Below are 26,286 nucleotides of genomic sequence, written 5' to 3'. Positions count from 1 at the left end.
ATTGGTACGTAATTGCCTTCATTTAGGGCGCCATCTTGAGTTACCATGGTGTATTTCCTCCCAGAAATATTCGAATTTGCCGGGAGGATAGGATGCGGGAACGCGGCGTCAATTCAGGAAATTGATGCGAGATATATCAAGGCCTGCGACCGTCGTGGTGTATGATGTATCTCTGTCGAGCCGACTGCACCCACCCTGTTCCGGAGGCCGGATTTCGCCGACGGCCGTTGTCCTCATGCGATTGTCTTGGCAAGATGGGCCAAGGCTTCACGGCCTCGGATTGCCGCCCGGAGCGACCCTTGAAAGCCATCGCCACGCCGCACTGGCGCCTGGAATTGTTGCCCGCCTCGCCCTACTGCGTGCGCTACGTGGTGGCCGAGAACGAGATCGGCTTTGCCTATGATTGCCAGACCGGCGAGCATTCGATCGGCACCGACCGGCGATCGTCCTTCAAGGTGCGCGCCAACAGTCTGGCGGTGCGGGCCAAGGGCTGGGACGTCTATTCCAGCTCCCGCCGGGGCGGCGAGTATCTCCGACTCATCTGCAAGGACTTCGAGGTCCGTCGCGGCTGCCACGACGTCGTGGACGAGACGGCGGCCGGCATTGCCCGTCGGCTCAGAAGCCTGCTGATCACCCAGGCCGACATGCTCGATTGCGAAGCCCTGGTGCTGGCGCTTCGGGACCGCGTCGATGGTCTCCCGGAGACCGGCGCGGAGCCGAGTGCGGACTGGATCACGCCTCGGCGGCTGCGCCTTATCGACGACCTGATCGACGCCAGGCTTTCCGAGAATCTTCTGGTCACCGACCTGTCGGCGGCGCTCGGCTTGTCGACGCGCTATTTTGCCCGCGCCTTTCACAAGGCGACGGGGCGATCGCCGCGCGAGTACATCATCGAATGCCGGCTGCGCCGGGCCCGGGCGCTGATCGAGACGACCGACCGGTCGCTGGCGGACATCGCGCTGGAGTGCGGCTTTTCTTCGCATGCGCACATGACCTCGCAATTTGTGAAGAGGGTCGGCGTCGCACCAAGCGCCTTGAGGTCGGCGTAGCAATCGCTCGTCCGTTCATGTTCGCTTTTTGAAAGCCGGTGGCGGTGGCCTTCGCTAGCTTCGCGGCGAAGGAGCCTCACATGCAGTTCACTCACGAAGACATTGAAGATGCACTGAAGATCGTGCGCCAGGTCGTGCCGCCCACGCCCGCCTATGCCTGGCCGCTCTTGGCCAGGGAGAGCGGGGTCGAGGTGATCGTCAAGCACGAGAACCACACGCCGACCGGCTCGTTCAAGGCGCGCGGCGGGCTGGTATTCGTCGATGCGCTCAAGCGCGAAGGGTTGCCGAAAGGCATCATTACCGCGACGCGGGGCAACCACGGCCAGTCCATCGCCATCGGCGCCCGGCAGGCGGGCATACCCTCGGTGATCGTGGTGCCCGAGGGAAACTCGCGCGAGAAGAACGCGGCCATGGAAGCGTTCGGGGGCGAGCTGTTGATCGCCGGCCGGGATTTCGACGAGGCGCGACGGGTCGCGGCCAGCGAAGCGAGCAAGCGGGAGTTCCTGAGCGTTTCGTCGTTCAGCCGCCATATCGTTCGCGGCGTGGCGACCTACGGCTGGGAGCTGTTTTCGCAGCACCCCGATCTCGACGCGGTGTTCGTGCCGATCGGCATGGGGTCGGGCATCTGCTCGCTGATCGCCATGCGCAACCTCCTGAACAGGAAAACCGCCATCATCGGCGTTTGCGCCGAGCGGGCGCCGGCCTACGCGCAAACGTTCCAAGGCAAGCGCCGCGTGATCGGCACGGAGGCCGCGACCTTCGCCGACGGCATGGCCTGCAAGGAGCCGCCGGAAGAGGCGGTGGACATCGTGCTCTCCGGGGCGGCCGACGTGGTGACCGTCAGCGAGGACGAGATCGCCGAGGCGATCCGCTCGCTCTACAGCGCCACCCACAATGTCGCCGAAGGCGCCGGCGCGGCGGGCTATGCCGCCCTGATGCGGCACCGCCACAGGTTCCGGAACAGAAAGGTCGCCGTGATCCTGACCGGCGGCAACATCGACCGCGACCTCATGGCCACGGTCCTCTCGGGGCACACGCCGCCGGCCTGACGCGTGGTATCTCGTCGCTCCGCTTGGGCTCCTAACGCCAGGCGATCGTCCTGTAGAGCCGGCAACCCAGGACGACTGCTATTTCCGTGCAGAGAAGAGCAACTGGAACCCAAAGGCCGACATGGAACGGATCTTGGCTACTGGTGCGCAACAGGTATCCGAGAGTCAGAAAAGGTCCGTTCCACAGCAAGACGCCGATACCCGCCGCAACAGTGAAGGTCATCGGCTGAATGCAGAACACGCCGGCCGGCAAGGCCAGGTAGATTCGGACGACCGGAATGGTCTGTCCGATCAGGGTGACCCAGAAATGGTTGCGTCGGTAGGCGTTGGCGAGGCGCTGGTAAGTCTGTGTGCTGAAGAAGACGTACTTCCCGAAACGTGCGACGGCGTCTTCGACGAGCGGTCCGCCAAGAGCGCGACCAATCCCATACCATATGATGGAACCGGCGAGGGATCCCGTTGCCGTGGCAAGGATGGTCATGACGAGAGTCAGGCCATCGGAAACCGCCATACCCAGCAGCATGAACATGACATAGGACGGGAAGATTGGGGTGAACTTCTCCGCCAAAGCGATGAACATCACTCCGATCAGACCGAAGTTCAGGAATGCATTGATGATGTGGGAAAAGTCCATCATGGCAACCATGTTCTGCTTATCGTCGCCTGATCCGGTAAACCGACGCCGGTGGAATATTCTGGAACGTTCTGCCGACCCGGTTCGCCTGAAGATCGAGTTGGACGAGCGTCCCATTCGGCACGGAGCACCGATATCCGTAAGTGAAGAGGAAGAAGGACCCGTCCGGGTGCAAACAATCGAATGCCGCCTTGAGGATCGTTGCTACCTTCTCTTGCGGCATGGTCAGGAAGGCCAGTCCGCAGATGATCGCGCCGACCGGAACACCGTCGAAGATCTTGTCCCGATCAAGGTCAGCCGCATCCATCCGGAGAACGCGCGCGTTGGGAAACCGCGTCTGCAGGAGGTGGGCGAAGCGGGAGCTGTGTTCGATCAGCGTCAGATCCTGCTGCCGCACGCCGCGTTTGATCAGTGCCTGCGTGAACACGCCGGTCCCCGGGCCGAGTTCGAGAACGGAACCGGACCTCACCGAAATGTCTTTCGTCATGAGCGATGCCAGCGCCCGCCCGGAAGGGAAGATGGCAGCAACACTGCGTGGGTGGCGGAACCATTCACGGATGAAAAGGAGGCCGTCAGTGATCGTCATGGCGCTCCTCCATCGTGATCATGAAGGGCATGGATGGTTCGTCGTCTTTTGACGTTGAAAACATGATGGATGTCCCGTCGGTGCGAAGAATGGCCGGCTCTTCTTCAGGCCGGCGCCCTGAGCGATGTCTCCGCCTGGATGTCGACGGCCTGTCGTGCCGCACCAGCCACAGGGCGCAAGATCGCGACTCAGGTTTGCGGAAATGGCTCAGGGATCAGGCGACGTGGCGGCTGGCATCGGCGCCGTAATATCTGACGTAGCGTTCGGAGATCCGATCGACCGGCAACACGATCATCACGTCGGTGGTCCCGAAGGGGTGATCGACGACGGCGCCACGACCGACCATGGCGCCAAGGCGGAGATAGCCCTTGATGAGCGGCGGCATTCCGGCGAGAGCGGCGCGCATGTCCACCGCCTCGATCGGCAGCCGGTTCATGGAAACGGCCCGTTCGGGACGCGCTTCGACCAGCCAGTCGGTGTCGGCCGAGGCATGGTGGTGCAGGAAGGACAGCGGCAGGGCGAGAGTGTTGGGATCGGTGCCTTCGAAGGAGGCGCAACCGATCATGGCATCGACGCCGTTGTTCAGCACGTAGGCCCAAATGCCCTGCCACAGGAGCTCGACGGTGCGCTTGCTGCGATAGGCCTTCATGACGCAGGAGCGGCCGAGTTCAAGGAACTCAAGGCCGGCGTGGCGGGCAAGGAGCGGCTCGATGGAAAACTCACCAGCGGTGTAGAAGCCGCGATGACGCTCGGCCACCTTCTGGCGCAAAAGGCGATAGGTGCCGACGATGCACGGCCGCGCCCGGCGGAAGGGTCGGATCTCGACGTCGTCGTGATCGAGAACCAGCAAGTGATCGCAGTAACGGTCGAACGCATCGGCATCGCGGCGGCGCAAGAGAGTGCGCGGGTCGGCGGTCGCCTGCATCTCTCCGTAGAAGACGCGATAACGCAGCGCCTGGACGGCGCGAACCTCGCCGGCAGTGCGGGCGAGCCGCACCTCCAGCGCGCCCAGGTAGCCGAGCGATGCGCCATCACCGGTCTCACTCCCCCTCAAGCGCCTTGCGGGATAAGCGTTGGAAAGTCCGAACATGAGAACCTCTGCCAAAGGAGTTCACCTGAGATGTCTGGCCGCGTCCTCGAACGCCGATTTGCCGGCAATCTGTCGCGCCAGGCCGAAAAGAGGCCTGAAAGCCCGGTCGTGCGGCTTTTTTGCAAGGCGCTGCCGGGAAGAGCCTCCAACGAGGTCTTCTGGGCAGGGCTCCAGACGTTGGTTGATGCGTCTGCTGCTGGTCGAATGAGCCTGAAATGGCCTCGGTGTGGCGCTACTCCAGACCGAAATGCCCTTCGATCAAGCGCCCAACCTTTTCGAGGCCACGGCCATCGCCGCGCAGGCGGCTACGACGCCGTGGTGCTCGACCGGCAGCCGCCGGAAGGCGATGGCCTCATCAGGATCCCCAAGCTCGGGGCGTGCGACAATGTCGCCGGCCAACTCGCCGGGCTGGCCAAGGAGGAGGCCGACTGTCGCGCCAGGCCTTTCGCCTGGGAGGAAACGCCGGCTCGTACTCGCTCCCTGTTACGCTCCCCGGCGAGGTGAAACTGCCACGGTTGGCGGCGCCCTGCCTGAAGGACCTGAGCCCAGGGATGGAGCCGGTGCGAACGTCGGTCGTATTGGCGGAAGCAGTCGCCAGACCCGCGAAATAGGAGCTCCAGCCGTTGCAGGCCATCAACCTCTCGGCGAGCATTGTCTCCATTGGTCCGCTCCGTTGTGTTCGTTCGGCAGACCCATAGTTTTTGCGACGCCGCTAGAAAATCCTTCAGAACTGCAACTCGCCATGCAGAAATGAATCGTTGCAAGTTCGTATTGCAAGCTCGATTCAAAGATCAGTGTCGGCGCAATTTTGGGGGCGGCGGGTATCAGACCGCTGTCGGCCTGTGCGCATTTCCGTATCCGTTTCTATCACGTTCGTTTGGGTGCGCACCGCATCGGATCGATGGTCGTGATGGACGGAAAGGGAAGGGGAGCCGGCCCCCGGTTCTCGCCGGGAGTGAGGGCGGGAACCGGGGGTACGGTCAAGCCGCGGGCCTCGGGGGGACGAGGTCGGGGAGGCGGCTTTGGAGCATCATCCGACCGGAGTGAAACGAGGGTCGACAAGATGATGTGTCAGTAAAGAACCGAGAGCGCCGATCTGATTCATTCAGATCGAACGGCGCTCTTGGAGGACCAGTCGCGTCGTGACGCGAGTGGCTCGCCCGGCGGTGTGAGGGCGCCGGGCAAGTTCGGGGCGATCAGGCCAGAACGCTCCGCACCGCCTTGACGACGCCGTCGGTGGTGATGCCGAAGAACTCGTAGACCTCGGGCGCCGGGCCGCATTCGCCGAAGCGGTCGATGCCGACGACAGCGCCTTCGAGGCCGACATACTTGCGCCAGTAGTCGGTCACGCCCGCCTCGACGGCGACGCGGGGGATGCCGGCCGGCAGAACGTCGTTCCTGTAGGCGGCGTCCTGCTGCTCGAACACGAAGTGCGAGGGCAGGGAGACGACGCGGGTGGCGACGCCCTCGGCGGCGAGCTTCTTCTGCGCCTCCATGGCGAGGCCGACTTCCGAGCCGGTGGCGATGATCACCGCGTCGGGCTTGCCGGCGCAGTCGCTCAGCACGTAGCCGCCGCGCTTGATGGCCTCGATCCGGGCGGCGTCGCGGCTCTGGTGCGGCACGCGCTGGCGCGTCAGCACGAGGGCGGTCGGGCAGTCGCGATGCTCGATGGCCGTCTGCCAGGCGACGAAGGTTTCAACGCTGTCGCAGGGCCGCCAGACGTCGAGGTTGGGCACGAGGCGCAGGGTTGCCGTCTGCTCGACCGCCTGATGGGTCGGGCCGTCCTCGCCCATGCCGATGGAATCGTGGGTGAGCACGAACAGCGAGCGCACCTTCATCAGCGCCGCCATGCGGATGGCGTTGCGGGCATATTCGGAGAACACCAGGAAGGTGGCGCCGATCGGCAGGAAGCCGCCGTGCAGCGCCAGCCCGTTGACGATCGCCATCATGCCGAACTCGCGGATGCCGTAGTCGAGGACGTTGCCGCCTTCCTCGAGGGCATTGGCGCGCAGATGCTTGCAGCCGTTCCACTCGGTCATGGTGCAGGCGTGCAGGTCGGCGGAGCCGGACAGGACCTCCGGCAGCAGCGGCGCCAAGGCGTTGAGCGCCCGCTGCGAGCCGTGGCGGGTGGCGACGCTCTTCGCCTCGGCGTCGATGGTCGCCAGGAGCTTGGCGGCTTCGGTGGCGAAATTCTCCGGCAGCTGGCCGTTGATGCGGCGCTCGAACTCGGCGGCCTCCTTGGGGAAGGCGGCGCGGTAGGCGTCGAACAGGGCCTGCCACTTCTGCTGGCGCTGGATGCCGGCATCGCGGCCGTTCCAGGCGGCGCGGACGTCGTCGGCGATCTCGAAGGGGCCGGAGGTGATGCCGAGCGCGGCGCGGGTGGCGGCGATCTCGGCCACGCTCAGCGGGTTGCCGTGGACGCCTGGGGTGTCCTGGCAGTTGGGCGAGCCCTTGCCGATGATGGTGCGGCAGCAGATCAGCGTCGGCTTGTCGGTCTGGGCCTTGGCCTCCTGGATCGCCTTGTCCACCGCCTCGACGTCATGTCCGTCGACGCCGGTGATCACATGCCAGCCATAGGCCTCGAAGCGCTTGGGCGTGTTGTCGCTGAACCAGTCGGAGACGCGGCCGTCGATGGAGATGCCGTTGTCGTCCCAGAAGGCTATCAGCTTGTTCAGCTTCCATGTGCCGGCCAGCGAGCAGGCCTCGTGCGAAATGCCTTCCATGAGGCAGCCGTCGCCCATGAAGGCGTAGGTATGGTGGTCGACGATGGGGAAGCCGGGGCGGTTGAACTCGATGCCAAGCAGCTTCTCGGCCAGCGCGAAGCCGACGGCGTTGGCAATGCCCTGGCCGATCGGGCCGGTGGTGGTCTCGACGCCGGGCGTATGGCCGTATTCGGGGTGGCCGGGCAGGCGACCGCCGAGCTTGCGGAAGTTCTTGATGTCGTCGAGCGACACGTCATAGCCGGTGAGATGCAGCATCGAATAGATCAGCATCGACGCATGGCCGTTGGACAGGACGAAGCGGTCGCGGTTGACCCACTTCGGGTCGGCCGGGTTGTGGCTGAGGTGGCGGGTCCACAGGGCGGTGCCCATTTCCGCCATGCCCATGGGGGCGCCCGGATGGCCGCAGCCGGCGGCGTTGACCGCGTCGATGGTCAGGATGCGAATCGCATTGGCCAAGGCGGTGGATGATGGAAATGGTGACAGCATGTGGTCTCTCCTCGCGTTCCCCCGGCCATTCCCCTCGCTCTCTGGCGTAATGACCGAAAATTGCTCTAACACGCTATAGTTCGGTATAAAAAAAGTCAAAATAAATAACGGATCAGTCGCAAAAATACGCTAATGGCTGTCTATTGAGCGTATGTTTGCGAAAATGGCGCAATTTCCGTTGAGATTCACGCGGTTGCGGAAGGGCGGCGCGCTGGCTCGTTTACCGTGTGATGGCGATCGGGTATCATGCGCAACCGACCGGTATCTGCGGCCGGTCCGGCGGTTTCCTGATCGAGACGAGAAGCGCCTAAGAAGTTGAAAAGGGAAACGCCGTGGTGAGTGCGAGGGACGTTATCACTGATACGAGTGGTACCCATCTTCCCGTGGAAAGCCGGGATCTGTTCTCGCTGATCGCCAGGAATGGCGCCGTTTCCCGGTCCGAACTGGAAAGGCTGTCCGGAAGTTCGCGCACCACCGTCGTTCAGCGTCTGGGCATGCTGTTCAATGCCAATCTGGTTCGCGAAACCGAAAAGGTGCTGCCGACCGGCGGCCGGCCCTCCAAGCTGCTCAGCCTCAACGAGGAGTTCGCGCTGATCGCCGCCGTCGACGTCGGCGAGAGCCAGACGCGGGTGGCGCTGACCGACCTGACGCCCAAGATCCTGGCCGAGGAGGTGTTCGCGACCGACCTCGACGACGCGCCGACATCGATTCTGGAGCAGATCGCCGCCTGCCTCGAACGCCTGCTGCCGCAGGTCGGGCGGCCGATGGACGACGTGATCGGTGTCGGGCTGTGCCTGCCCTCGCGCATCGACTACAAGAACGCGCGGGTGTTCGGCCCCTCCGTCATGCACGGCTGGTACGATTTCGACATTCGCGGCTGGTTCCGGGATCGTTACGACATCCAGGTTTTCGCCGATAACGACGTCAACCTGATGGCGCTGGCCGAGTACAAGACCTACTGGCCCGACGAGGACTGCTTCTTCTTCATCAAGGCCGGCACCGGTATCGGCGGCGGCTTCATCAGTTGCGGCGAGGTCTATCGCGGCGGGCGCGGGGCGGCGGCCGACATCGGCCACATTCAGCTCGACCTGCCGAACCCGCCGCTCTGCCGCTGCGGCAAGCTCGGTTGCCTCGAAGCCTACTCCGGCGGCTGGGCGATCGCGCGCGACCTTCGCGCCATGGGGATCGAGGCCAGGAATGCGCGCGACGTGATCAACGTCGTCAAGCGCAACGTGCCCGAGGCGATCCAGCTGATCCGCGCCGCCGGCAAGGGCTTCGGCGAGGTGACGGCCAATGTCGTCAGCGTCCTCAACCCGAACCTCGTGGTGGTCGGCGGCACCCTCGCAGAAGCCGGCGAGCACTTGATGGCCGGCATCCGCGAACTGGTCAACCAGCGCTGCTTGCCGCTGGCGACGCAGAGCCTGCAGATCGTCAAGGCCAAGAGCGGCGACCGCGCCGGCATCCTGGGCGCCGCCCATCTGGTGTTCGAGGAGCAGCTTGCCGGCGTCGGCAGGTGCCGCGTCGGCGAGCGGGGCCACATGGCGCGATGAGCGGCGCGGGGGCGTCGATGACGCCAGCTCCTCGCTGAGGCATTACAGCCGTTTGTGGCAGATGTCCTCTGTCCCAGGACGGAGGACGCCGCTTGTTGGACCGCGTCGATCGCGTTCCCACCATTTTCCGTGCTTTCCAACGAAAAACGCCCGGGACGTGAAGTCCCGGGCGTCGGTCTGGATCGCGCTAGGTGTGAGAGCTGCCCTTAGCGGGCCGCGTTCCAGCCCTTGTATTCGTTGACGTTGTCGCGCGTCACCAGCTTGGAGGGAAGCAGGGTGACCTTCTGCTTCGGCTCCTTGCCGTTCAGGAGGTCGACGCCGATTTCCATGGCGAGCTGGGCCATGGCGTAGGGATCCTGGCTGGCCGAGGCCTGAACCATCGGGCTGTCCGGGTCCTTCAGGACGGCTTCGATGTCGGGGGCGCCGTCGACCGAGGTGAAGATGATGTTGTTGCGGCCGGCCTGCTTGGCGGCGAGGTTCGAGCCGATCACCTGCGGGTCGTTGATGGCGAAGACCGCGTCGATCTTCTCGAAGCGGGTCAGCATGGCCTGCATGACGTTGAGGCCGCCGTCACGCGAGCCGAGGGCGTTCTGGTCGTCCGAGAGCACCTTGATGCCGGGGTTGGCGTCGAACACCTTCTTGCAGCCGACGACGCGGTCGATGACGGCCGACACCTGGTTGCTGTTCTGGATGATGACGTCGCCCTTTCCGTCGAGCTTGTCGACGATGTACTGGCAGGCGATCTCGCCGGCCTGGACGTTGTCGGTGGTCACGGTGGCATCGGCGCCGACGGCGGCGGTGTCGACGGCGACCATCGGGATGCCGGCGGCCTGAGCGCGGGCGATGGCGGGCGCAACGGCCTCGGAGTCGGCGGGCGTGAACAGGATCAGGTCGACGCCGGCGGCGATGAAGTTGTCGATCTGGGTGAACTGCTTGTTGAGGTCGTAGTCGTAGCCGAGGGCGATCACGTCGACGTCGGGATTGATCTCCTTGGCCTTGGCGGTCGCGCCGTTGGCGAGGGCGACGTAGAACGGGTTGCCCATCGAACCGATGGAGATGCCGATCCTGTTGAGATCCTTGGCGGTTGCCGTGCCGACGAGGGCGAGGGCGACGGACGCGAAAAGCACAGAACGAAGCAACATGGTCTTACTCCTCCAGGGGGGTGCCGCTTCCCTTGTCTTGCCGGGGCGGCGGCGGCAATCCGGCGCGAAACCTCCTCGCGACGGCTTTCTTAAGAGCGCGGTTTTCCATTCGCCGCCGGGGTGGCGGCGACGTCACGCTCGGGAACTTGGCGAATGCGCTCCGTCGGCTGTCAGGTCCTGGCGCCGCCCTTGCTGCGCAGGCGGTCGAGCGCTACGGCGATGATGATGACGAGGCCCTTGATGATGTACTGCCAGATGTCGGAGACGCCGATCAGCACCAGTCCGTTGGACAGCACGGCGATGATCAGCGCACCGATCAGCGTGCCCCAGATGGAGCCGACGCCACCTGTGAACGAGGTGCCGCCGAGGATGACTGCCGCGATGGCGTCGAGTTCGTAGGCCTGGCCGAGCTGGGTACCGTTGGCGGCGAACAGACGGGCCGCGCTCATCACGCCGCCGAGGCCGGCCATGATCCCGGAGAAGCCGTAGACGAACAGCAGCACGGCCCACACCTTGATGCCCGAGAGGCGGGCGGCGCTCTCGTTGCCGCCGGTGGCGTAGATGTGAACGCCGAGCACCGTCCGCCGCAGGATGGCCCAGGTGACGACCACCGACAGGAAGGCGATGATCACCAGCCAGGGGATGCCGAACAGATAGCCGTTGCCGATGAAGGCGAAGGGCAGCTGCGAGTTGAAGACGGTGGTGTCGTTGCCGAGCAGTCGGGCGACGCCGCGCACGGCGGTGAGCGAGCCGAGCGTCGAGATGAACGGCGGCAGGCCGATGAAGGCGACCAGCGAACCGTTGATGAGGCCGAATATCAGGCCGGCGAACAGTGCCAAGGGTATGCCGATCATGCCCATGTCGGGCACCAGCGAGCCGATCACCGCGACCATGGCCGAGGCGGCGAGGATGGAGCCGACCGAGAGGTCGATGCCGCCGGTCAGGATGACCGCCGTCATGCCGCAGGCGAGCACGGTGTTGATCGAGGCCTGCTGCATGACGATGGAGAGGTTCTGCGGCGAGATGAAGCGGCCGGACATCAATTGGAAGGCGATGCCGAGCAGGATCAGGATCGGCAGCATGCCGACCGTGCGGATGATCTGCTGGATGAGGAACTGGCGATTGGCGGCGGACTTATCGCTGGTGAGCGTGGCAACCGACGTTTCCTGGGACATGGCGGTACTCTTGTCTTGCTGGAACCTGTCTGGCGACAACCGGGCTCGCCGAACACGCTCCATCTTCTTGTTTGATAGGCATTTCCGGATGCAAAGGCGGGCTCCGCCCCTGCCGGAACTGCCCTGGACAGGGCGTCAGGCGGCGGCGCTCGGTTGGGCGAGGCCGGCGGCCAGGGCAATGATGTTTTCCTGCGTGACCTCGACACCGGTGGTGCCGCCGACCTCGCCGACGATGTGGCCTTCGCGCATTACCAGCACGCGATCGGCGATGCCGACCACCTCCGGCATCTCGGAAGAGATGACCAGCACGCCGACCCCCGCCTGCACGAGGTCGTCGATGATGCGGTAGATCTCCGACTTGGCGCCGATGTCGACGCCGCGCGTCGGCTCGTCGAGAATGAGCACGCGGGGCCGCGTCTCCAGGAGGCGGGACAGCAGCACCTTCTGCTGGTTGCCGCCGGACAGCGATCCTACCTCAACGATCGGACCGGCGACGCGGATCGACAGCGCCTTGATGGCGTCGATGGCCCTTTGCCTTGCCTTGCCGAGGTTCAGCAGGCCGCCCTTGCCGGCGTCGCGGCCGACGACCTGCAGGTTGATGTTCTCCTGCACCGTCATGTCGAGGAACAGGCCCTGTCCCTTGCGATCCTCGGTGAGGTAGACGATACCGGCGTTGACCGCCTGGATCGGCCTGACGATATCGAGCGGTTTGCCGTCGAGTTCGACGCTGCCGGCGGTGCGCGGGTCGGCGCCGTAGATCAGGCGGGCGAGTTCGGTGCGGCCCGAACCGACAAGGCCGGCCAGCGCCAGCACTTCGCCTTGATGCAGATCGAAGGAGCAGGCGTTGACCCGCCGGCCGCCGTCGCTCATGCCGCGAACCTTGAGGATGACCTCGCCGCGGCTGCCCTTGGCGTCGTGGTCCTTCTTGTAGAACTTGGAGAGGTCGCGGCCGACCATCATCTTGACCAGCGCCTCGGCCTTGAGCTCGTCCCGCGTCAGCGTGCCGACGTAGCTGCCGTCGCGCAGCACCGAGCAGCGGTCGGCCAGTTCGTAGACCTCGGCCATGCGGTGCGAAATGTAGATGATGGCGAGGCCATCGGCGCGCAGCGTGCGGATGAGGTCGAACAGCTTGTCGGTTTCACGCGAGGACAGGGCCGTGGTCGGCTCGTCCATAACGAGGATGCGGGCGTTGGCGTGGATGGCGCGGGCGATCTCCACCATCTGCCGCTCGGCGATGGACAGCGTCGAGACGATGGTGGCCGGCCCGAAGGTGGCGCCCAGACGGTCGAGCACGCCCTGGCAGTCGGCGCGCATGCGGGCCCGGTCGACCTGGCCGCCCGACGACAGCTCACGGCCGAGGTAGATGTTCTCGGCCACCGTCAGGTTGGGCGACAGGCTGAGCTCCTGGTAGATGACGGCGATGCCGAGCGTCTTGGCGCTGAGCGGGCCGTCGATATGGACGGGCCGGCCTTCGATGCGGATCTCGCCGCCGGGATCGGCGCGATAGGCGCCCGACAGGATCTTCATCAGCGTCGACTTGCCGGCGCCGTTCTCGCCCATCAGCGCATGCACTTCGCCGGGGTGGACGGCGAGATTGACGCCCGACAATGCCTTGACGCCCGGGAAGGTCTTGGAAATGCCTGCCATTTCCAGGAGAGGCAGTCCTGTCTCGGCGCCCGCCTGCGGCAACGCAGTCGCATTCATCGCTTCCTCCCTCTCTCCCGCTCTTGAGACGAGCTGATGTTCTGGTTCGCCAAGGTTCGCGTCCGCCACGCGCCTGGTGTGCCCGGATTTGCCGATCCGGGATGGGGCGGAATCGCCGCCCATTCCTCCTGAGCCAATGGCGTTGCCCGTGATTCCTCGTCATCCCGCGCAAGACCATATTTGCTACAAAATTGACCCACAATATGTGTGTTGTCAATCTTAAGTGTGGAATCTTAGTACAAAAATTTTACAAAATAGACTCGGTTATCGATGGTTGTGTGCAATAGTCCGCATGCAATGCAGGGTTCCTCGCGGTCCGGCGGAATGGTCGGCCTCGGCCGGCCGCCTTGAAGGCCGGCCGGATTTGCTTGGGTAATCGCGCGCAGCGGCCATCCTGGACCGCCGTCTGCCATCACGCCTCTTGCATCATCGGCGCAATCGACATAAACATATCTTTATGTCTATCGTTCGTTTGGCCGGGGGACCGGCGGCTTCCTTCGATGATGTGGTTTCGGTGCTGAGGAGCGCCGGCGAGCCGACGCGGTTGCGGCTTCTGGCGCTGTTGTCGCTGGGCGAGGCGACGGTGAAGGACCTCACCGAAGTGCTGGCGCAGAGCCAGCCGCGCGTGTCGCGCCACCTCAAGCTTCTCACGGAGGCTGGGCTGGTCGAGCGGTTGCCCGAGGGCGCATGGGCCTATTACCGGCTCGTCGACGAAGGGCCGGCCGCCGCGCTGACGCGCAAGCTGATCGCCAGCATCGACCCGACCGATCCTGCTGTCGAATCCGACCGCCGCCGGCTCGATGCCATCAAGGCGGCTCATGCCGCCGACGCACAGCGCTACTTCGCCCTCAATGCCGCCAGCTGGGATCGGCTCCGGACGCTGCACGTCGCCGAGCATGACGTGGAAGCGGCCATCCGCGCCGCCGTCGGCGACCGTCCGGTGCAGAACATGCTGGATGTCGGCACCGGCACCGGCCGCATGCTGACGCTGCTCGCCGATCGCTACGGTCGCGCCGTCGGCATCGACATGAGCCACGACATGCTCTCCGTCGCACGCGCCAATCTCGCGGCGGCCGGCATCGACAATGCCCACGTTCGCCAGGGCGACGTGACGGCGCTGTCGGTCGGGGCAGGGTTCGACCTGGTGGTCATCCACCAGGTGCTGCACTATCTCGACGATCCCGCGCGGGCGTTGCGCGAGGCGGCAGCGGCGCTCGCCCCTGGTGGCCGGCTGTTGATCGTCGATTTCGCGCCGCATGACCACGAGTTCCTGCGCTCGGGTCACGCCCACCGCCGGCTCGGCTTCAGCCACGAGCAGATGCGCGGCTGGATCGAAGCGGCCGGCCTTGCCTTCGACCGGGTCCACGACCTGCCGCCGGAGACGGCGGACGGCCTCACGGTATCGCTGTTCCTCGCCGCCGACCGGCGGATCGAGATGGCCGACCATTTGCAACGCTTCGCCTGATACGACACGACTTTTCGGGAACATCACCATGCGGTTCAGTCACAATCTCGGCGCCCTCGACCTCGGCGTCTCCTTCGAGTTCTTCCCGCCCAAGACGGAGAAGATGGAAGAGACGCTGTGGGCGTCGATCACCCGGCTGGCGCCGCTCGGCCCGCGCTTCGTGTCGGTGACCTATGGCGCGGGCGGCTCGACGCGCGAGCGGACGCACGCCACCGTCGCCCGCATCGTCCGCGAGACGAACCTGAAGCCGGCCGCCCATCTCACCTGCGTCGGCGCCAGCCGCGCCGAGATCGACGACGTGGTGCGCGGCTATCGCGACGCCGGCGTCCGCCACATCGTGGCGCTCCGGGGCGATCCGGCCGGGGGTCTCGGCACCCGCTATCAGCCGCACCCCGAGGGCTACGCCTCGACCCCCGATCTCATCGCCGGCATCCGGGCGATCGGCGATTTCGAGATCTCCGTGTCGGCCTATCCCGAGCAGCATCCCGAGAGCCCCGACATCGCCACCGACATCGCCATCCTCAAGCGCAAGGTGGAGGCCGGGGCGACCCGCGCCATCAGCCAGTTCTTCTTCGACAACGACAAGTTCGAGCGCTACGTCGACCGGGTGCGCGCCGCCGGCATCGACGTGCCGATCGTGCCGGGCATCGTGCCGGTGGTGAACTTCGAGCAGTCGGCCGCCTTCGCCAAGAAGGCCGGGGCATCGGTGCCCGCCTGGCTGGCCCATCGTTTCGAGGGGCTGGAAAACGACCCGGCGACGCGTCAGCTCGTGGCCGCAGCCGTCTGCGCCGAGCAGGTCATGGACCTGATCGATCGCGGCTTCCGCAACTTCCACTTCTACACCATGAACCGGGCCGACCTCGTCTATGCTATCTGCCATATGATGGGACTGCGCGCGAAGACCGAGGATTTGGTTCTCGCCACGTGAGCTTGAAACCCGACCTCAAGTAACGTTATGCTGAGTTATCTATTTTTTGATAAACTCGCCTAATAGAGGTAGAATCGTGGACCCGATCAAAAATCCGTTCGTCCCTGGGGCAGGCAGTCCTCCGCCGGAACTCGCGGGCCGTGACTCCCTCTTGGAGCAGGCGCGGATTGCCATAGCTCGTGTCAAACGCGGCACTCCGGCGAAAAGCCTGATACTAGTCGGGCTTCGAGGCGTCGGAAAAACCGTTCTTCTTGTCCGCATCAAGGAACAGGCGGAACGGGACGGTATCAAAGCCTTGTTGACCGAAGCGCATGAAGGCAAGTCTCTTGCCGCACTCTTGATCCCACAGCTTCGCTCAATACTCTACTCCCTCGATATCATCGCGAATGCCAAAGAGAAAGTTTCGCGTGGATTGCGAGTTCTTCGGAGTTTCATCGGCTCCATCAAGGTGACCCACAACGAAATCGAGTATGAGCTGGGAGTGGACCCGGAAGTTGGTGTTGCCGACAGCGGGGATTTTGAAGCCGACCTTTCCGCGCTGTTCGTAGCGGTGGGTGAAGCTGCCAAAGCGGCCGATACGGCGGTGGCTCTCCTGATCGATGAGCTGCAATACCTGAATGAAAAGGAGTTCGGCGCACTGATAATGGCCGTGCACAAGATCAATCAGGAGCGTCTGCCGTTTTTGCTCGTGGCGGCGGGTTTGCCTCAAATTCTGGGCTTGGCCGGGAACTCCAAGTCATACGCCGAGCGACTTTTCGATTTTCCACGTGTCGATGCCCTGCCGCCAGAAGCGGCGACATCGGCCCTGGCAGAACCCGTTGCGCCATTCGGGGTATCGTTCTCGCCCGATGCGTTGACGCGAATGCTCGAAGTAACCGAGCGCTATCCCTATTTCCTGCAGCAGTGGGGATATGAAGCCTGGAATGTTTCCGCTGGCCCGGAAATCGGCGCGCCGGATGTGGAGTTGGCAACGGGAAAGGCGCTGAGAGTTCTTGATGAGAGCTTCTTCAGGGTGCGGTTCGACAGATGCACCCCGTCAGAGAAGCGTTATTTGCGCGCGCTGGCGGAGCTGGGGCAAGGGCCTCAGAAATCCGGCGCAATCTCGGAGGTACTGGGAGTCAAGGTGAGCACGGTCGCACCAATCCGTGCGAAGTTGATCCAGAAGGGCATGATATACTCCCAGCAACATGGAGATACTGCTTTCACTGTTCCAATGTTCGATGCCTACATGCGGCGGGTCATGCCGGGAAACGATTGGAAGTCCGCTTGAAACGTAGACCTGCCAAGGAGCTTGCGATGGTTCTCACTTCTCCGACCGAACGCCGCCTGCGCGAGCTGGCCGCCCAGCGCATCCTGGTGATCGACGGCGCCATGGGCACCATGATCCAGCGCTTCAAGCTGACCGAAGCCGACTTTCGCGGCGAGCGCTTCAAGGACTGGCCGAAGGACCTCAAGGGCAACAACGACCTGTTGTCGATCACCCGGCCCGACGTGATCTTCGACATCCACAGCCAGTATCTCGAAGCCGGCGCCGACATTCTGGAGACCAATACCTTCTCCTCGACCTTCGTCGCCCAGGCAGATTACGGCATGGAGGAGCTGGCCTACGAGCTGAACCTCGAATCCGCCCGCATCGCCCGTCGGGCCGCCGACGTCTACACCGAGAAGACGCCGGACAAGCCGCGCTTCGTCGCCGGCGCGCTCGGGCCGACCAACCGCACGGCGTCGATCTCGCCCGACGTCAACAATCCCGGCTTCCGGGCCATCACCTTCGACGAGCTGCGCCGCGCCTATGCCGAGGCTGTGCGCGGCCAGATCGACGGCGGCGCCGACATCATCATGATCGAGACGGTGTTCGACACACTGAATGCCAAGGCGGCGCTGTTCGCCACCGAGGAGGTGTTCGAGGAGCGGGGCCTGCGGCTGCCGATCTCGGTGTCCGGCACCATCACCGATCTCTCGGGCCGCACGCTGTCGGGCCAGACGGCCGAGGCCTTCTGGTATTCGGTGCGCCACGCCGGGCTGCTCTCCATCGGGCTCAACTGCGCGCTGGGCGCCCGCGAGATGCGCGCCCACATCGCCGACCTGTCGCGCGTGTCGGATACGCTGATCTGCGCCTATCCCAACGCCGGCCTGCCCAACGAGTTCGGCGAGTATGACGAGAGCCCCGAGGCGATGGCCGCACTGGTCGGCGAGTTTGCCACCTCCGGCCTCGTCAACATCGTCGGCGGCTGCTGCGGCACCACGCCGCCGCATATCAAGGCGATCGCCGAGGCGGTGAAGGGCCTGCCGCCGCGCGTGCCGCCGAAGATCGATCCGCGCATGCGCCTCTCGGGCCTGGAGCCGACGGTGATCGGGGCCTAGCCGATACCAGCCGAACCGCCTATTGCTGTAACCGTGACCTGATTGCCGGGATAATCCTTGCCATGACCGATACTTCCGCCTCTTCCGCCAGCTTCGTCATGGTCGGCGAACGGACCAACGTCACGGGCTCGGCGCGCTTCCGCAAGCTGATCCGCGAGGGCGATTACGCGGCGGCGCTGGCCGTGGCGCGCGACCAGGTGGAAGGCGGGGCGACGGTCATCGACGTCAACATGGACGAGGGCTTGCTCGACAGCGAAGCGGCCATGGTCAACTTCCTGAACCTGATGGCGGCCGAGCCGGACATCGCCCGCGTGCCGGTGATGGTGGACTCGTCGAAATGGACGGTGATCGAGGCCGGCCTCAAGTGCCTTCAGGGCAAGGGCATCGTCAACTCGATCTCGCTCAAGGAAGGCGAGGACGCCTTCATCCACCACGCCAGGCTGGTGCGCCGCTATGGCGCGGCCATGGTGGTGATGGCCTTCGACGAGACGGGGCAGGCCGACACCTACCAGCGCAAGATCGACATCTGCGCCCGCAGCTACAAGATCCTGACCGAGACGGTCGGCGTGCTGCCCGAGGACATCATCTTCGATCCCAACATCTTCGCGGTGGCGACCGGCATCGAGGAGCATAACAACTACGGCGTCGACTTCATCGAGGCGACGCGCTGGATCCGCCAGAACCTCAGGGGCGCCCACGTGTCGGGCGGCGTCTCCAACCTCAGCTTCTCTTTCCGTGGCAACGAGCCGGTGCGCGAGGCGATGCACACCGTCTTCCTCTACCACGCGATTGCCGCCGGCATGGACTTCGGCATCGTCAACGCCGGCCAGCTCGGCGTCTACGACCAGCTCGACCCGGAACTGCGCGACCTCTGCGAGGACGTGGTGCTCAACCGCCGGCCGGACGCCACCGAGCGCCTCGTTGACGCGGCGGCGCGCTATGCCGGCACCGGTGCCAAGGAGCGGGTGGTCGATCTCGCCTGGCGCGAGCTGCCGGTGGAGAAGCGGCTGGAGCACGCCCTCGTCCATGGCATCACCGAGTTCATCGAACAGGATACCGAGGAGGCGCGGCTCAAGGCCGAGCGGCCATTGCACGTCATCGAAGGGCCGCTGATGGCCGGCATGAACGTGGTCGGCGACCTGTTCGGCGCCGGCAAGATGTTCCTGCCGCAGGTGGTGAAATCGGCCCGCGTCATGAAGCAGGCGGTGGCCTGGCTGATGCCCTTCATGGAGAAGGAAAAGGAAGAGCTGGGGATCACCGAGGATTCCTCGGCCGGCACCGTGCTGATGGCGACGGTGAAGGGCGACGTGCACGACATCGGCAAGAACATCGTCGGCGTCGTCCTCGCCTGCAACAACTTCAAGGTGGTCGATCTCGGCGTGATGGTGCCGGCGCAGAAGATCCTGGACACGGCGCGCGAGGTGAAGGCAGACATCATCGGCCTCTCCGGCCTGATCACCCCCTCGCTCGACGAGATGTGCCACGTGGCCGCCGAGATGGAGCGGCAGGGCTTCGAGGTGCCGCTGATGATCGGCGGCGCCACGACGAGCCGCGTCCACACCGCCGTCAAGATCCACCCCAATTACGCCAAGGGGCAGGCTGTCTACGTGACCGACGCCAGCCGTGCCGTCGGCGTGGCGTCGTCGCTCCTGTCCGACCGCAAGGTGGTCTACATCGACGACATCAAGGCCGAATACGCCCGCATTGCCGAGGAGCATGCGCGCAGCCGCGAAGAGAAGCGGCGGCTCACCATCACTGACGCCCGCGCCAACCGCTTCGCGCCCGCGTGGGAGGGCTACGTGCCGCCCCGGCCGACGTTCCTGGGCACCAAGGTGTTCGAGAGCTACGACCTCTCGGAACTCGTGCCCTATATCGACTGGACGCCGTTCTTCTCCACCTGGGAGATGCGCGGCCGTTACCCGCAGATCCTCGACGACGCCACCTATGGCAAGGCGGCGCGGCCGCTCTTTGAAGACGCGCAGGCGATGCTGAAGCAGATGGTCGAGGAGAAGTGGCTGACGGCCCGCGCCGTCATCGGCTTCTGGCCGGCCAACGCGGTGGGCGACGACATCGAGCTCTACACCGACGACGACCGCCAGGAGCGGCTCGCCGTCTTCCACGGCCTTCGCCAGCAGATGGCGCGCGGTAATACGCGGGCCAACTTCTCGATCACCGACTTCGTGGCGCCGAAGGAAACCGGCCTTGCCGATTATGTCGGCGGTTTCGCCGTCAGCACCGGTTTCGGCGAGGACGCCGTGGCCGAGCGTTTCTCCCGCGCCAACGACGACTATTCCAAGATCCTGTCGCAGTCGCTGGCCGACCGCCTCGCCGAGGCCTTCGCCGAGCGCATGCACGCCCTGGTGCGCTGCGAGTTCTGGGGCTACGCGCCCGACGAGACGCTGACGCCGGACGAGATCATCGCCGAGAAGTATCGCGGCATCCGCCCGGCCCCCGGCTATCCGGCCCAGCCCGACCATACCGAGAAGGGCACGCTGTTCCGGCTGCTCGATGCGACCGAGAAGGCAGGCATAGAGCTGACCGAGAGCTACGCCATGTGGCCCGGCGCCGCCGTCTCCGGCCTCTACTTCAGCCACCCCGACAGCCAGTATTTCGGCGTCGGCAAGATCGACGCCGACCAGGTCGCCGACTACGCCGCCCGCAAGGGCTGGGACATGGCGACGGCGGAGCGCTGGCTGGCGCCGATCCTGAACTACGAGCCGAAGCGGGCGGCGGGGTAGGTGGTGGCAATAGCGTTGAGCGCATGGAGCGCGATATCGGCCGGATAGCTTTGCTCTGCCTGAGGTCCTGGCCTGCGCCAGGATGACAGCTCTATATGACGGGGCAGTGGAATAAGCCGCGTGCGAACTCACTCAGCGCATCGCATGCCCTCACGGTGGGTTCGACCTCGAAGGTCTAAGCGCAGCGTTCTATCTATTTGTTCTATATCAATTTCCTGTCATCCTCGCGAAGGCGAGGACCTCAGGACGAGAAGGCGCTGAGGCTTTTATCAGGCTCACTTGTTAGCTCCTGCGATCAGCCGTTCTTTCAGACTTCGCGAGCGTGACAGTTTGATGGAGGCGGCCGCGCGCCGTGGCGCGCGACCCCGTTTTCAAAGCTCGACGAACAGGTCGGCGGCGGGCGTCGAGAGAACCGCGACGGCGAGGGCTTCCTTGAGTTCGGTCCAGCGTGCTTCGTCGGCGGGCGTGGCTTCGCCGGCCTTGCTCTTGCGGCCGAGGCGGATGAACTCCTCGCCGATCGCTCCCTCTATGAGCGCGAGGCGCAAACGGCGGCCGGCGATCTCCACCTCGAAGTACATGCGGCCGGTGACGCCTGCCGGCCCTGGCACGTCGGCGGCCGGGTCGGCCTTGTAGGCGCCGCGCGTCACCGCGCGAGTGACAAGCTCCAGCGCGTCCCTGAGGCCGGGGCCGGGGAAGGCGGTGAAGACGCTGATCTCGTCGCGGTCCGGCGTCGCGCCGGGGCTGAGCCTGGCAAAGGCGTGCTGCAGCAGCCGGTAGCCCAGCGCCAGGCCGCCGATGCTGGTGCGCCCGTGATAGGCGACGCAGTCGGCGAAGGTGACGCGCAGCAGCGTGCCGTGGTCGATCACCTCGATCGGGGCCGGCGGCGGCGGAACGGTCCAGGCGGGGATCTCCCGGCTTTCGAACAGGTCGCCGATCGCCATGCTCCTGAGGCGGCCGATCAGGTCGTGCTTGTAGGCGAGGTAGTCGGCCTGCGCCTTCGGCCCGCCGCCGCCGTCCTGATAGTTCACCACCATGTCGATGAAGCGGTCGTCGAAGACGCCGGGCTTGGGCCAGTAGGCCCGCGCGGCGTTGCCGATGGCCACCTCGAAGTAGAAGCGGCCGGCCGGGGCGGGGGGCGCCTCCGGCGGGCCGAGCCGCGTGTCGACCACCAGCCGCCCGTCGGTGACGGCCCGCGCCACCATTTCCATGGCGGCGTGGACGCCATCGCCGGGGAAGGCGGTGCGCAGGCGGATGTCGTCGCGGCGCGGCGGCGCGCCGGGCGACAGGTCGGCGAAGGCCCGCTCGAACAGCAGGAAGGTCAGCGTGCAGGCGATGAGCTGCGACGGCCCGGCATAGGCCAGGAGGTCGTCGTGGCGGATGGCGAACGCGCCGTCGCGTTCGCGGACTTCGAGAAAGGTCTTCACTTTGCAGTACCCGCCAGGGCGCCCGGCAGCATCAGCGCTTCGACGTCGACGGTGCCCTTCATCATGTCGTTGTCGATGAGGAACGTCATGTCGTCCTTGATGCTGGCGATGTCGGCCTCGGTCAGCGTGTCGGTGAAGTTGCCCCAGGCGGCCAGCTTCTTGCCGTCCTCGAGCGGGATGCCCTGTTCCTTGGCGCCGATCTCGGTGGCCTCGTCGAGATGGGCGAGCACCCAGGCGGTCGCCTCGGTGTTGACGCGCTGCACGCGGGCGACGGCGTCGGGGTGCGCGTCGGCGAAGGCCTTGGAGACGCCCATCACCAGCACCGGATTGACGAGGCCGTCGGCGGTGGCGATCACCGTGGCGCCGGCTGCTTCCGCCTTGATCTTCAGGCTGGCGGCAAGCAGAGCCGCGTCGGTCTGGCCGGCCACGAGGGCGGCCTGCGACTTGGGCAGGTCCATGCCGATGAACTCGACGTCATCAAGGCTCATGCCCTTGGAGGCGAGCGCCGCCGCCAGGATCTGGTGCAGGACGGTGCCGCGCGGGCCGACCACCTGCTTGCCCTTGAGGTCTTCGATGGTCGTCGGGCCGCCGGCCTTGCCGAGGATGGCGAAGGTCTCGGCCGGGCGGCTGACGCCGGCGGCGATCAGCACCGGGTTGCCGCCGGCATTGGCGAGCAGCACCGAGGTGGTGTTCATGACGCCGCCGATGTCGAGCGAGCCGGCGGCCATCGCCTGGGCCTGCTGGGCGCCGGAGGTGATGTTGTGCCAGTTGATCTTGACGCCGTCGGCGGCGAACTCCTTCTCCAGCAGTTCCTGCTTGCGCATGACGATGGTCTGCAGGTTGAACGGCGATTCCACGTAGGAGATGTTGATCTCCTTCAGCGGCTCGGCGGCGAAGGCGCTGCCGGCGCAGAGGGTGGCGATGGCCAAGGCGGCGGCGGAACGGACGAGCGATCTCAACATGAGCGTTTCTCCTGAGTGATTGATTATGCTTGGGAAATGGTGTCGCCGAGAACGGCGGCGGTGATGGTGGCCACCTCTTCGGCAAGGCCGGGCGCCGCCAACGGGCGGGGGTGGGGGAGGTCGATGTCGAAGACGGCCGTCAGGCGTCCGGCCTGCATGATGGCGACGCGGTCGGCAAGGCGCACCGCCTCGGCGATGTCGTGGGTGACGAGGATGGTGGTCAGCGGGCGGCGCAGCCGGATGGCGGCGAACTCGCCGTGAATGCGGCTGCGCGTCAGCGCGTCGAGGGCGCCGAACGGTTCGTCGAGCAGCAGGATGTCCGGCTCGCGGCAGAGCGCGCGAGCCAGCGACACGCGCTGCGCCATGCCGCCGGAGAGCTGGTGCGGCCAGGCGTCGGCGAAGGCGGCAAGGCCGACGGTTTCGAGCGCGTCGGCGATCCGGCTCTCGGCCTCGGCGCCGCTGGCGATGTGCTTCAGGGCCAGTTCGAGATTGCCGCGCACCGTCTTCCAGGGCATCAGGCGCGGCTCCTGGAACACCATGCCGAAGCGGGCGCTGGCGGCTGGGCCGTCGGGGCCCTCGAAGGCGATGGTGCCGGCATCGGGGCGTTGCAGTCCGGCGACGTGGTGCAGGAGCGTGGTCTTGCCGCAGCCGCTATGGCCGACCACGGCCAGCAGCTCGCCCGAGGCGATGGTGAGGTCGATGCCATCCAGCGCGTCGATCGAGCGACCGGAGATGTCGAAGCGGCGGCGGAGGCCGGTGATGGTCAGGCCGTACACGGCGTCAGCCCTCCAGTCCGCTGACGCGGCCGGCGTCGGCGCGCCAGGGCATCAGCCGGGCGGCGGCGCGGCGGAACAGCCAGTCGGTCAGGGCGCCGAGCGCGGCGATGGCGAAGATGCCGACGAAGACGCGGTCGGTGCGGGCCATCTCGCTGGCGTCGATGATCAGGTAGCCGAGGCCGGCCGAGGCGGCGACCAGCTCGGCGCCGACCAGCGCCCGCCAGCTGTAGCCGAAGCCGAGCCGGAGGCCGTTGACGATGCCGGGCAGCGCCGACGGCAGCAGCACGTGCAGCGCCGTCTCTCGGCGGGTGAGGTCGAGGGTGCGGGCCAGCTCGATCAGCTTGCCGTCGGCCTCGCGGATGCCGGCGAGAGCATTCATGTAGACGGGGAAGAAGCTCGCCAGCACGACGATGGTCAGCTTCGATGCCTCGCCGATGCCGAGCCAGAGAATCAGCAGCGGCACCAGCGCCAGCGGCGGCGTGACGCGCAGCGCTTCGAGAACCCAGCTGAGATAGCCGCCGAGCGGCGCGAAGATGCCGGTGAGAAAGGCCAGCGGCAGGGCGAGGAGGGCGGTGAGGGCAAAGCCGAACAGCACACGCCACAGGCTGGCGACAATGTGCCGCAGCAGCTCCCCATCGACCAGAAGCTCGCCGGCCGCCTCGGCGATGCGCCCCGGCGAGGGCAGCAGGTAGGCGTTGGTCAACCCGGCCGACGAAGCGATCACCCAGACCGCGAGAACAGATAGCGGCAGGATGGCCGGCCGCAGATCATTTTTGCATCTCATTCGCATGTTCAATGCATGGTGGATGGCAGGCAGACGAGTCAACTACGCGCTTACCCGGATGAGGCGGGGATAACCGCTTGGGATGTCGAGGTCTCTCGACGTCAGTTTCCGCGATGACCCGTTGCAGCGGCCGCTGCCCTCCAAGTTCCGGGGTCGAGGCTTGCGGCCGAAAGCCCTCCTCCGACGCCTTCGGCTCACGCGACGGTCGCGGCCGACAACATATGCGCCTTTCGGAACAGGATCGGCAAGCGAAACGCGGCTCGCCCATGGCTTGACATGCTGATTCCAGCGAGGATGGCGGCGCAAGCGCCTGAGTGTCGCATAACTTCACAATTGTCAGAAATTTGTGAACTTATGGCGATGCCCATATGATGCCCCGGTCGCTGCCGCGCGGCTGTCACCGGGCTTCCGGGGCGGCTTCGATGCCTCGAAGGCGCAAATGAAAAGCCGTTGCAACAGGCGTTTTCCAGCCAAATACCGTAGAGGTTGCGCGTGACGCGCGCCCTGCCACCACCGCGCGCCATTCTCCCCGACGCCACTACGACTAAAGGCGTAGGTCGTAGGTGATCATTCTAACTTCACTAATTGATGTTTTTTTGTGATGTTGAAATCGCTTTTGCAGAAAGGGTGTTTCCGTGTCTGACCTGCGTTTTGCCACTCGCCTCAATTCATTCGCCTGTCGTCCGGAACTGGAGTGGCCCGGCCTCAGCGGCAAGCCCTCCGTCACCCAGATGGCGGCGCGCGCGGCCAAGGTGAGCGGGCTTACCGACGTCGATCTCAACTTTCCCGACCACGTCCCGGGGCAGCCGGCAGCCATGGCCCGCCAGGTTCGCGATCTCGGTCTCGAGATCAACGGCCTCGCCATGCGCTACTACTCCAACCCGGCCTTCAAGATCGGCGCCTTCACCAACCCCGACCCGGTCGTTCGTCGCGAGGCGATCGACATGACCAAGCGCGGCATCGACGCGGCCCGGGAAATGGGCACGGCCCTGATGACGCTGTGGCTCGGGCAGGATGGCTTCGACTATGCGTTCCAGGCCGACTATCGCAAGCTGTGGCAAGACGAGATCGAGGGCATTCGCGAGGTCTGCGACCATGACCCCGACTGCCTGATCAGCATTGAGTACAAGCCGAACGAGCCGCGCTCCTTCGCCGTGATGCCCGACTGCGCCACCACGCTTCTCGCCATCGCCGACGTCGCCCGGCCGAACCTCGGCATCACGCTCGACCTCGCCCATGTGCTCTACGCCGACGAGCAGCCGGCTTTCGCCGCCGCACTGGCCGGCAGCCACAGCCGCATTCTCGGCATTCATCTCAACGATGGTTATGCCAAGCGCGACGACGGCCTGATGGTGGGCTCGGTGCATCCGCTGCAGACCATCGAGCTCCTGCGCCAGATGCGCGCCGACGGCTACGGCGGCGCCATCTACTTCGACACCTTCCCCGACACCACCGGTCTCGATCCCGTTCACGAATGCGAAGTGAACATCGCGACGGTGCGCCGGATGTTCGCCGTCATGGATCGTCTCGACGGCGACAATCGTCTTGCCGCGGCCATCGCCCGGCAGGACGCCGTTTCGGCCCTCGCCATTGTCAACGAACTCACCTTTGGCGGCGCCTGAATCCGTCGGCGCCGACGTCGGCGCCGGCCACTTTC

Annotated in this window: 18 protein-coding genes and 1 pseudogene; 8 read left to right on the top strand and 11 right to left on the bottom strand. The window is 65.4% G+C overall.

What is annotated here, in order from left to right; translation table 11 throughout:
• The first annotated feature begins 299 nt into the window (after positions 1-299).
• On the top strand, positions 300-1,049 hold the full coding sequence (locus M4J39_RS11740; protein ID WP_251728059.1) for a helix-turn-helix domain-containing protein: 750 nt from the start codon (positions 300-302) through the stop codon (positions 1,047-1,049).
• 80 nt (positions 1,050-1,129) lie between these two features.
• Complete coding sequence (locus M4J39_RS11735; protein ID WP_251728058.1) at positions 1,130-2,098, top strand: threonine dehydratase; 969 nt, start codon at positions 1,130-1,132, stop codon at positions 2,096-2,098.
• Between the two features lie 31 nt (positions 2,099-2,129).
• Here the strand turns inward: M4J39_RS11735 and M4J39_RS11730 are convergent, their stop codons facing one another.
• The 4 genes from M4J39_RS11730 to tkt all read right to left on the bottom strand — a co-directional run bounded on the left by M4J39_RS11730 (position 2,130) and on the right by tkt (position 7,617).
• On the bottom strand, positions 2,130-2,744 hold the full coding sequence (locus tag M4J39_RS11730) for a DedA family protein (RefSeq protein WP_251728057.1): 615 nt from the start codon (positions 2,742-2,744) through the stop codon (positions 2,130-2,132).
• Between the two features lie 7 nt (positions 2,745-2,751).
• Positions 2,752-3,318, bottom strand: coding sequence for a class I SAM-dependent methyltransferase (locus tag M4J39_RS11725; RefSeq protein WP_251728056.1), 567 nt, complete (start codon positions 3,316-3,318; stop codon positions 2,752-2,754).
• A gap of 214 nt (positions 3,319-3,532) precedes the next feature.
• The gene (locus M4J39_RS11720) at positions 3,533-4,408 is read right to left on the bottom strand and encodes a GNAT family N-acetyltransferase (protein ID WP_251728055.1); all 876 of its coding nucleotides are present in this window, start codon (positions 4,406-4,408) and stop codon (positions 3,533-3,535) included.
• A gap of 1,196 nt (positions 4,409-5,604) precedes the next feature.
• Complete coding sequence (tkt, locus tag M4J39_RS11715; RefSeq protein ID WP_251728054.1) at positions 5,605-7,617, bottom strand: transketolase; 2,013 nt, start codon at positions 7,615-7,617, stop codon at positions 5,605-5,607.
• 335 nt (positions 7,618-7,952) lie between these two features.
• On the opposite strand from tkt, the gene M4J39_RS11710 reads away from it, so the two are divergent.
• Entirely contained in the window at positions 7,953-9,167 is a 1,215-nt protein-coding gene (locus M4J39_RS11710) for an ROK family protein (RefSeq protein ID WP_251728053.1), read from the top strand.
• 206 nt (positions 9,168-9,373) lie between these two features.
• Here M4J39_RS11710 and M4J39_RS11705 read toward each other — a convergent pair whose 3' ends face one another.
• From M4J39_RS11705 to M4J39_RS11695, 3 genes are all read right to left on the bottom strand, one after another.
• Positions 9,374-10,306: an ABC transporter substrate-binding protein gene (locus tag M4J39_RS11705; protein ID WP_251728629.1), complete on the bottom strand. Its 933-nt coding sequence runs from the start codon at positions 10,304-10,306 to the stop codon at positions 9,374-9,376.
• A gap of 173 nt (positions 10,307-10,479) precedes the next feature.
• Positions 10,480-11,484, bottom strand: coding sequence for a ribose ABC transporter permease (locus M4J39_RS11700; RefSeq protein WP_251728052.1), 1,005 nt, complete (start codon positions 11,482-11,484; stop codon positions 10,480-10,482).
• Between the two features lie 135 nt (positions 11,485-11,619).
• Positions 11,620-13,188, bottom strand: coding sequence for a sugar ABC transporter ATP-binding protein (locus tag M4J39_RS11695; RefSeq protein WP_251728050.1), 1,569 nt, complete (start codon positions 13,186-13,188; stop codon positions 11,620-11,622).
• Between the two features lie 457 nt (positions 13,189-13,645).
• Here M4J39_RS11695 and M4J39_RS11690 point away from each other — a divergent pair, with 457 nt between their 5' ends.
• The 4 genes and pseudogenes from M4J39_RS11690 to metH all read left to right on the top strand — a co-directional run bounded on the left by M4J39_RS11690 (position 13,646) and on the right by metH (position 20,683).
• Positions 13,646-14,653, top strand: coding sequence for a metalloregulator ArsR/SmtB family transcription factor (locus M4J39_RS11690; protein WP_251728049.1), 1,008 nt, complete (start codon positions 13,646-13,648; stop codon positions 14,651-14,653).
• 28 nt (positions 14,654-14,681) lie between these two features.
• Positions 14,682-15,581, top strand: a complete 900-nt coding sequence (metF, locus tag M4J39_RS11685) for a methylenetetrahydrofolate reductase [NAD(P)H] (RefSeq protein WP_251728048.1) — start codon at positions 14,682-14,684, stop codon at positions 15,579-15,581.
• A 76-nt stretch (positions 15,582-15,657) separates the two neighbouring features.
• Positions 15,658-16,851, top strand: coding sequence for an AAA family ATPase (locus M4J39_RS11680; protein WP_251728047.1), 1,194 nt, complete (start codon positions 15,658-15,660; stop codon positions 16,849-16,851).
• Positions 16,852-16,877: 26 nt separating this feature from the next.
• Positions 16,878-20,683 (top strand): annotated as a pseudogene (gene metH, locus M4J39_RS11675) (methionine synthase).
• Positions 20,684-21,054: 371 nt separating this feature from the next.
• On the opposite strand, the gene M4J39_RS11670 reads toward metH, so the two are convergent.
• The 4 genes from M4J39_RS11670 to M4J39_RS11655 are packed head-to-tail and all read right to left on the bottom strand — an operon-like array spanning position 21,055 to position 24,629.
• Positions 21,055-22,107: an FmdE family protein gene (locus M4J39_RS11670; protein ID WP_251728046.1), complete on the bottom strand. Its 1,053-nt coding sequence runs from the start codon at positions 22,105-22,107 to the stop codon at positions 21,055-21,057.
• Positions 22,104-23,069: an ABC transporter substrate-binding protein gene (locus tag M4J39_RS11665; RefSeq protein ID WP_251728044.1), complete on the bottom strand. Its 966-nt coding sequence runs from the start codon at positions 23,067-23,069 to the stop codon at positions 22,104-22,106. Before M4J39_RS11665 ends, M4J39_RS11670 begins: the two co-directional genes overlap by 4 nt.
• A gap of 23 nt (positions 23,070-23,092) precedes the next feature.
• Positions 23,093-23,845: an ATP-binding cassette domain-containing protein gene (locus M4J39_RS11660; protein ID WP_251728043.1), complete on the bottom strand. Its 753-nt coding sequence runs from the start codon at positions 23,843-23,845 to the stop codon at positions 23,093-23,095.
• A 4-nt stretch (positions 23,846-23,849) separates the two neighbouring features.
• The gene (locus M4J39_RS11655; protein ID WP_251728042.1) at positions 23,850-24,629 is read right to left on the bottom strand and encodes an ABC transporter permease; all 780 of its coding nucleotides are present in this window, start codon (positions 24,627-24,629) and stop codon (positions 23,850-23,852) included.
• A gap of 644 nt (positions 24,630-25,273) precedes the next feature.
• On the opposite strand from M4J39_RS11655, the gene M4J39_RS11650 reads away from it, so the two are divergent.
• The gene (locus M4J39_RS11650) at positions 25,274-26,251 is read left to right on the top strand and encodes a sugar phosphate isomerase/epimerase (protein WP_251728627.1); all 978 of its coding nucleotides are present in this window, start codon (positions 25,274-25,276) and stop codon (positions 26,249-26,251) included.
• Positions 26,252-26,286 lie beyond the last annotated feature (35 nt).

Source organism: Pleomorphomonas sp. NRK KF1 (genome assembly GCF_023721755.1).
Classification (GTDB): Bacteria; Pseudomonadota; Alphaproteobacteria; order Rhizobiales; family Pleomorphomonadaceae; genus Pleomorphomonas.
The sequence above is the reverse complement of the archived record's forward strand: the minus strand, read 5'-3'. Positions and strand labels throughout refer to the sequence as shown.

Coding starts and splice junctions, on each gene's coding strand:
- M4J39_RS11735 (WP_251728058.1), top strand. CDS start 1,130: ATGCAGTTCACTCACGAAGACATTGAAGATGCACTGAAGATCGTGCGC.
- M4J39_RS11730 (WP_251728057.1), bottom strand. CDS start 2,744: ATGGTTGCCATGATGGACTTTTCCCACATCATCAATGCATTCCTGAAC.
- M4J39_RS11725 (WP_251728056.1), bottom strand. CDS start 3,318: ATGACGATCACTGACGGCCTCCTTTTCATCCGTGAATGGTTCCGCCAC.
- M4J39_RS11720 (WP_251728055.1), bottom strand. CDS start 4,408: ATGTTCGGACTTTCCAACGCTTATCCCGCAAGGCGCTTGAGGGGGAGT.
- tkt (WP_251728054.1), bottom strand. CDS start 7,617: ATGCTGTCACCATTTCCATCATCCACCGCCTTGGCCAATGCGATTCGC.
- M4J39_RS11700 (WP_251728052.1), bottom strand. CDS start 11,484: ATGTCCCAGGAAACGTCGGTTGCCACGCTCACCAGCGATAAGTCCGCC.
- M4J39_RS11695 (WP_251728050.1), bottom strand. CDS start 13,188: ATGAATGCGACTGCGTTGCCGCAGGCGGGCGCCGAGACAGGACTGCCT.
- M4J39_RS11690 (WP_251728049.1), top strand. CDS start 13,646: ATGTCTATCGTTCGTTTGGCCGGGGGACCGGCGGCTTCCTTCGATGAT.
- metF (WP_251728048.1), top strand. CDS start 14,682: ATGCGGTTCAGTCACAATCTCGGCGCCCTCGACCTCGGCGTCTCCTTC.
- M4J39_RS11665 (WP_251728044.1), bottom strand. CDS start 23,069: ATGTTGAGATCGCTCGTCCGTTCCGCCGCCGCCTTGGCCATCGCCACC.
- M4J39_RS11655 (WP_251728042.1), bottom strand. CDS start 24,629: ATGAGATGCAAAAATGATCTGCGGCCGGCCATCCTGCCGCTATCTGTT.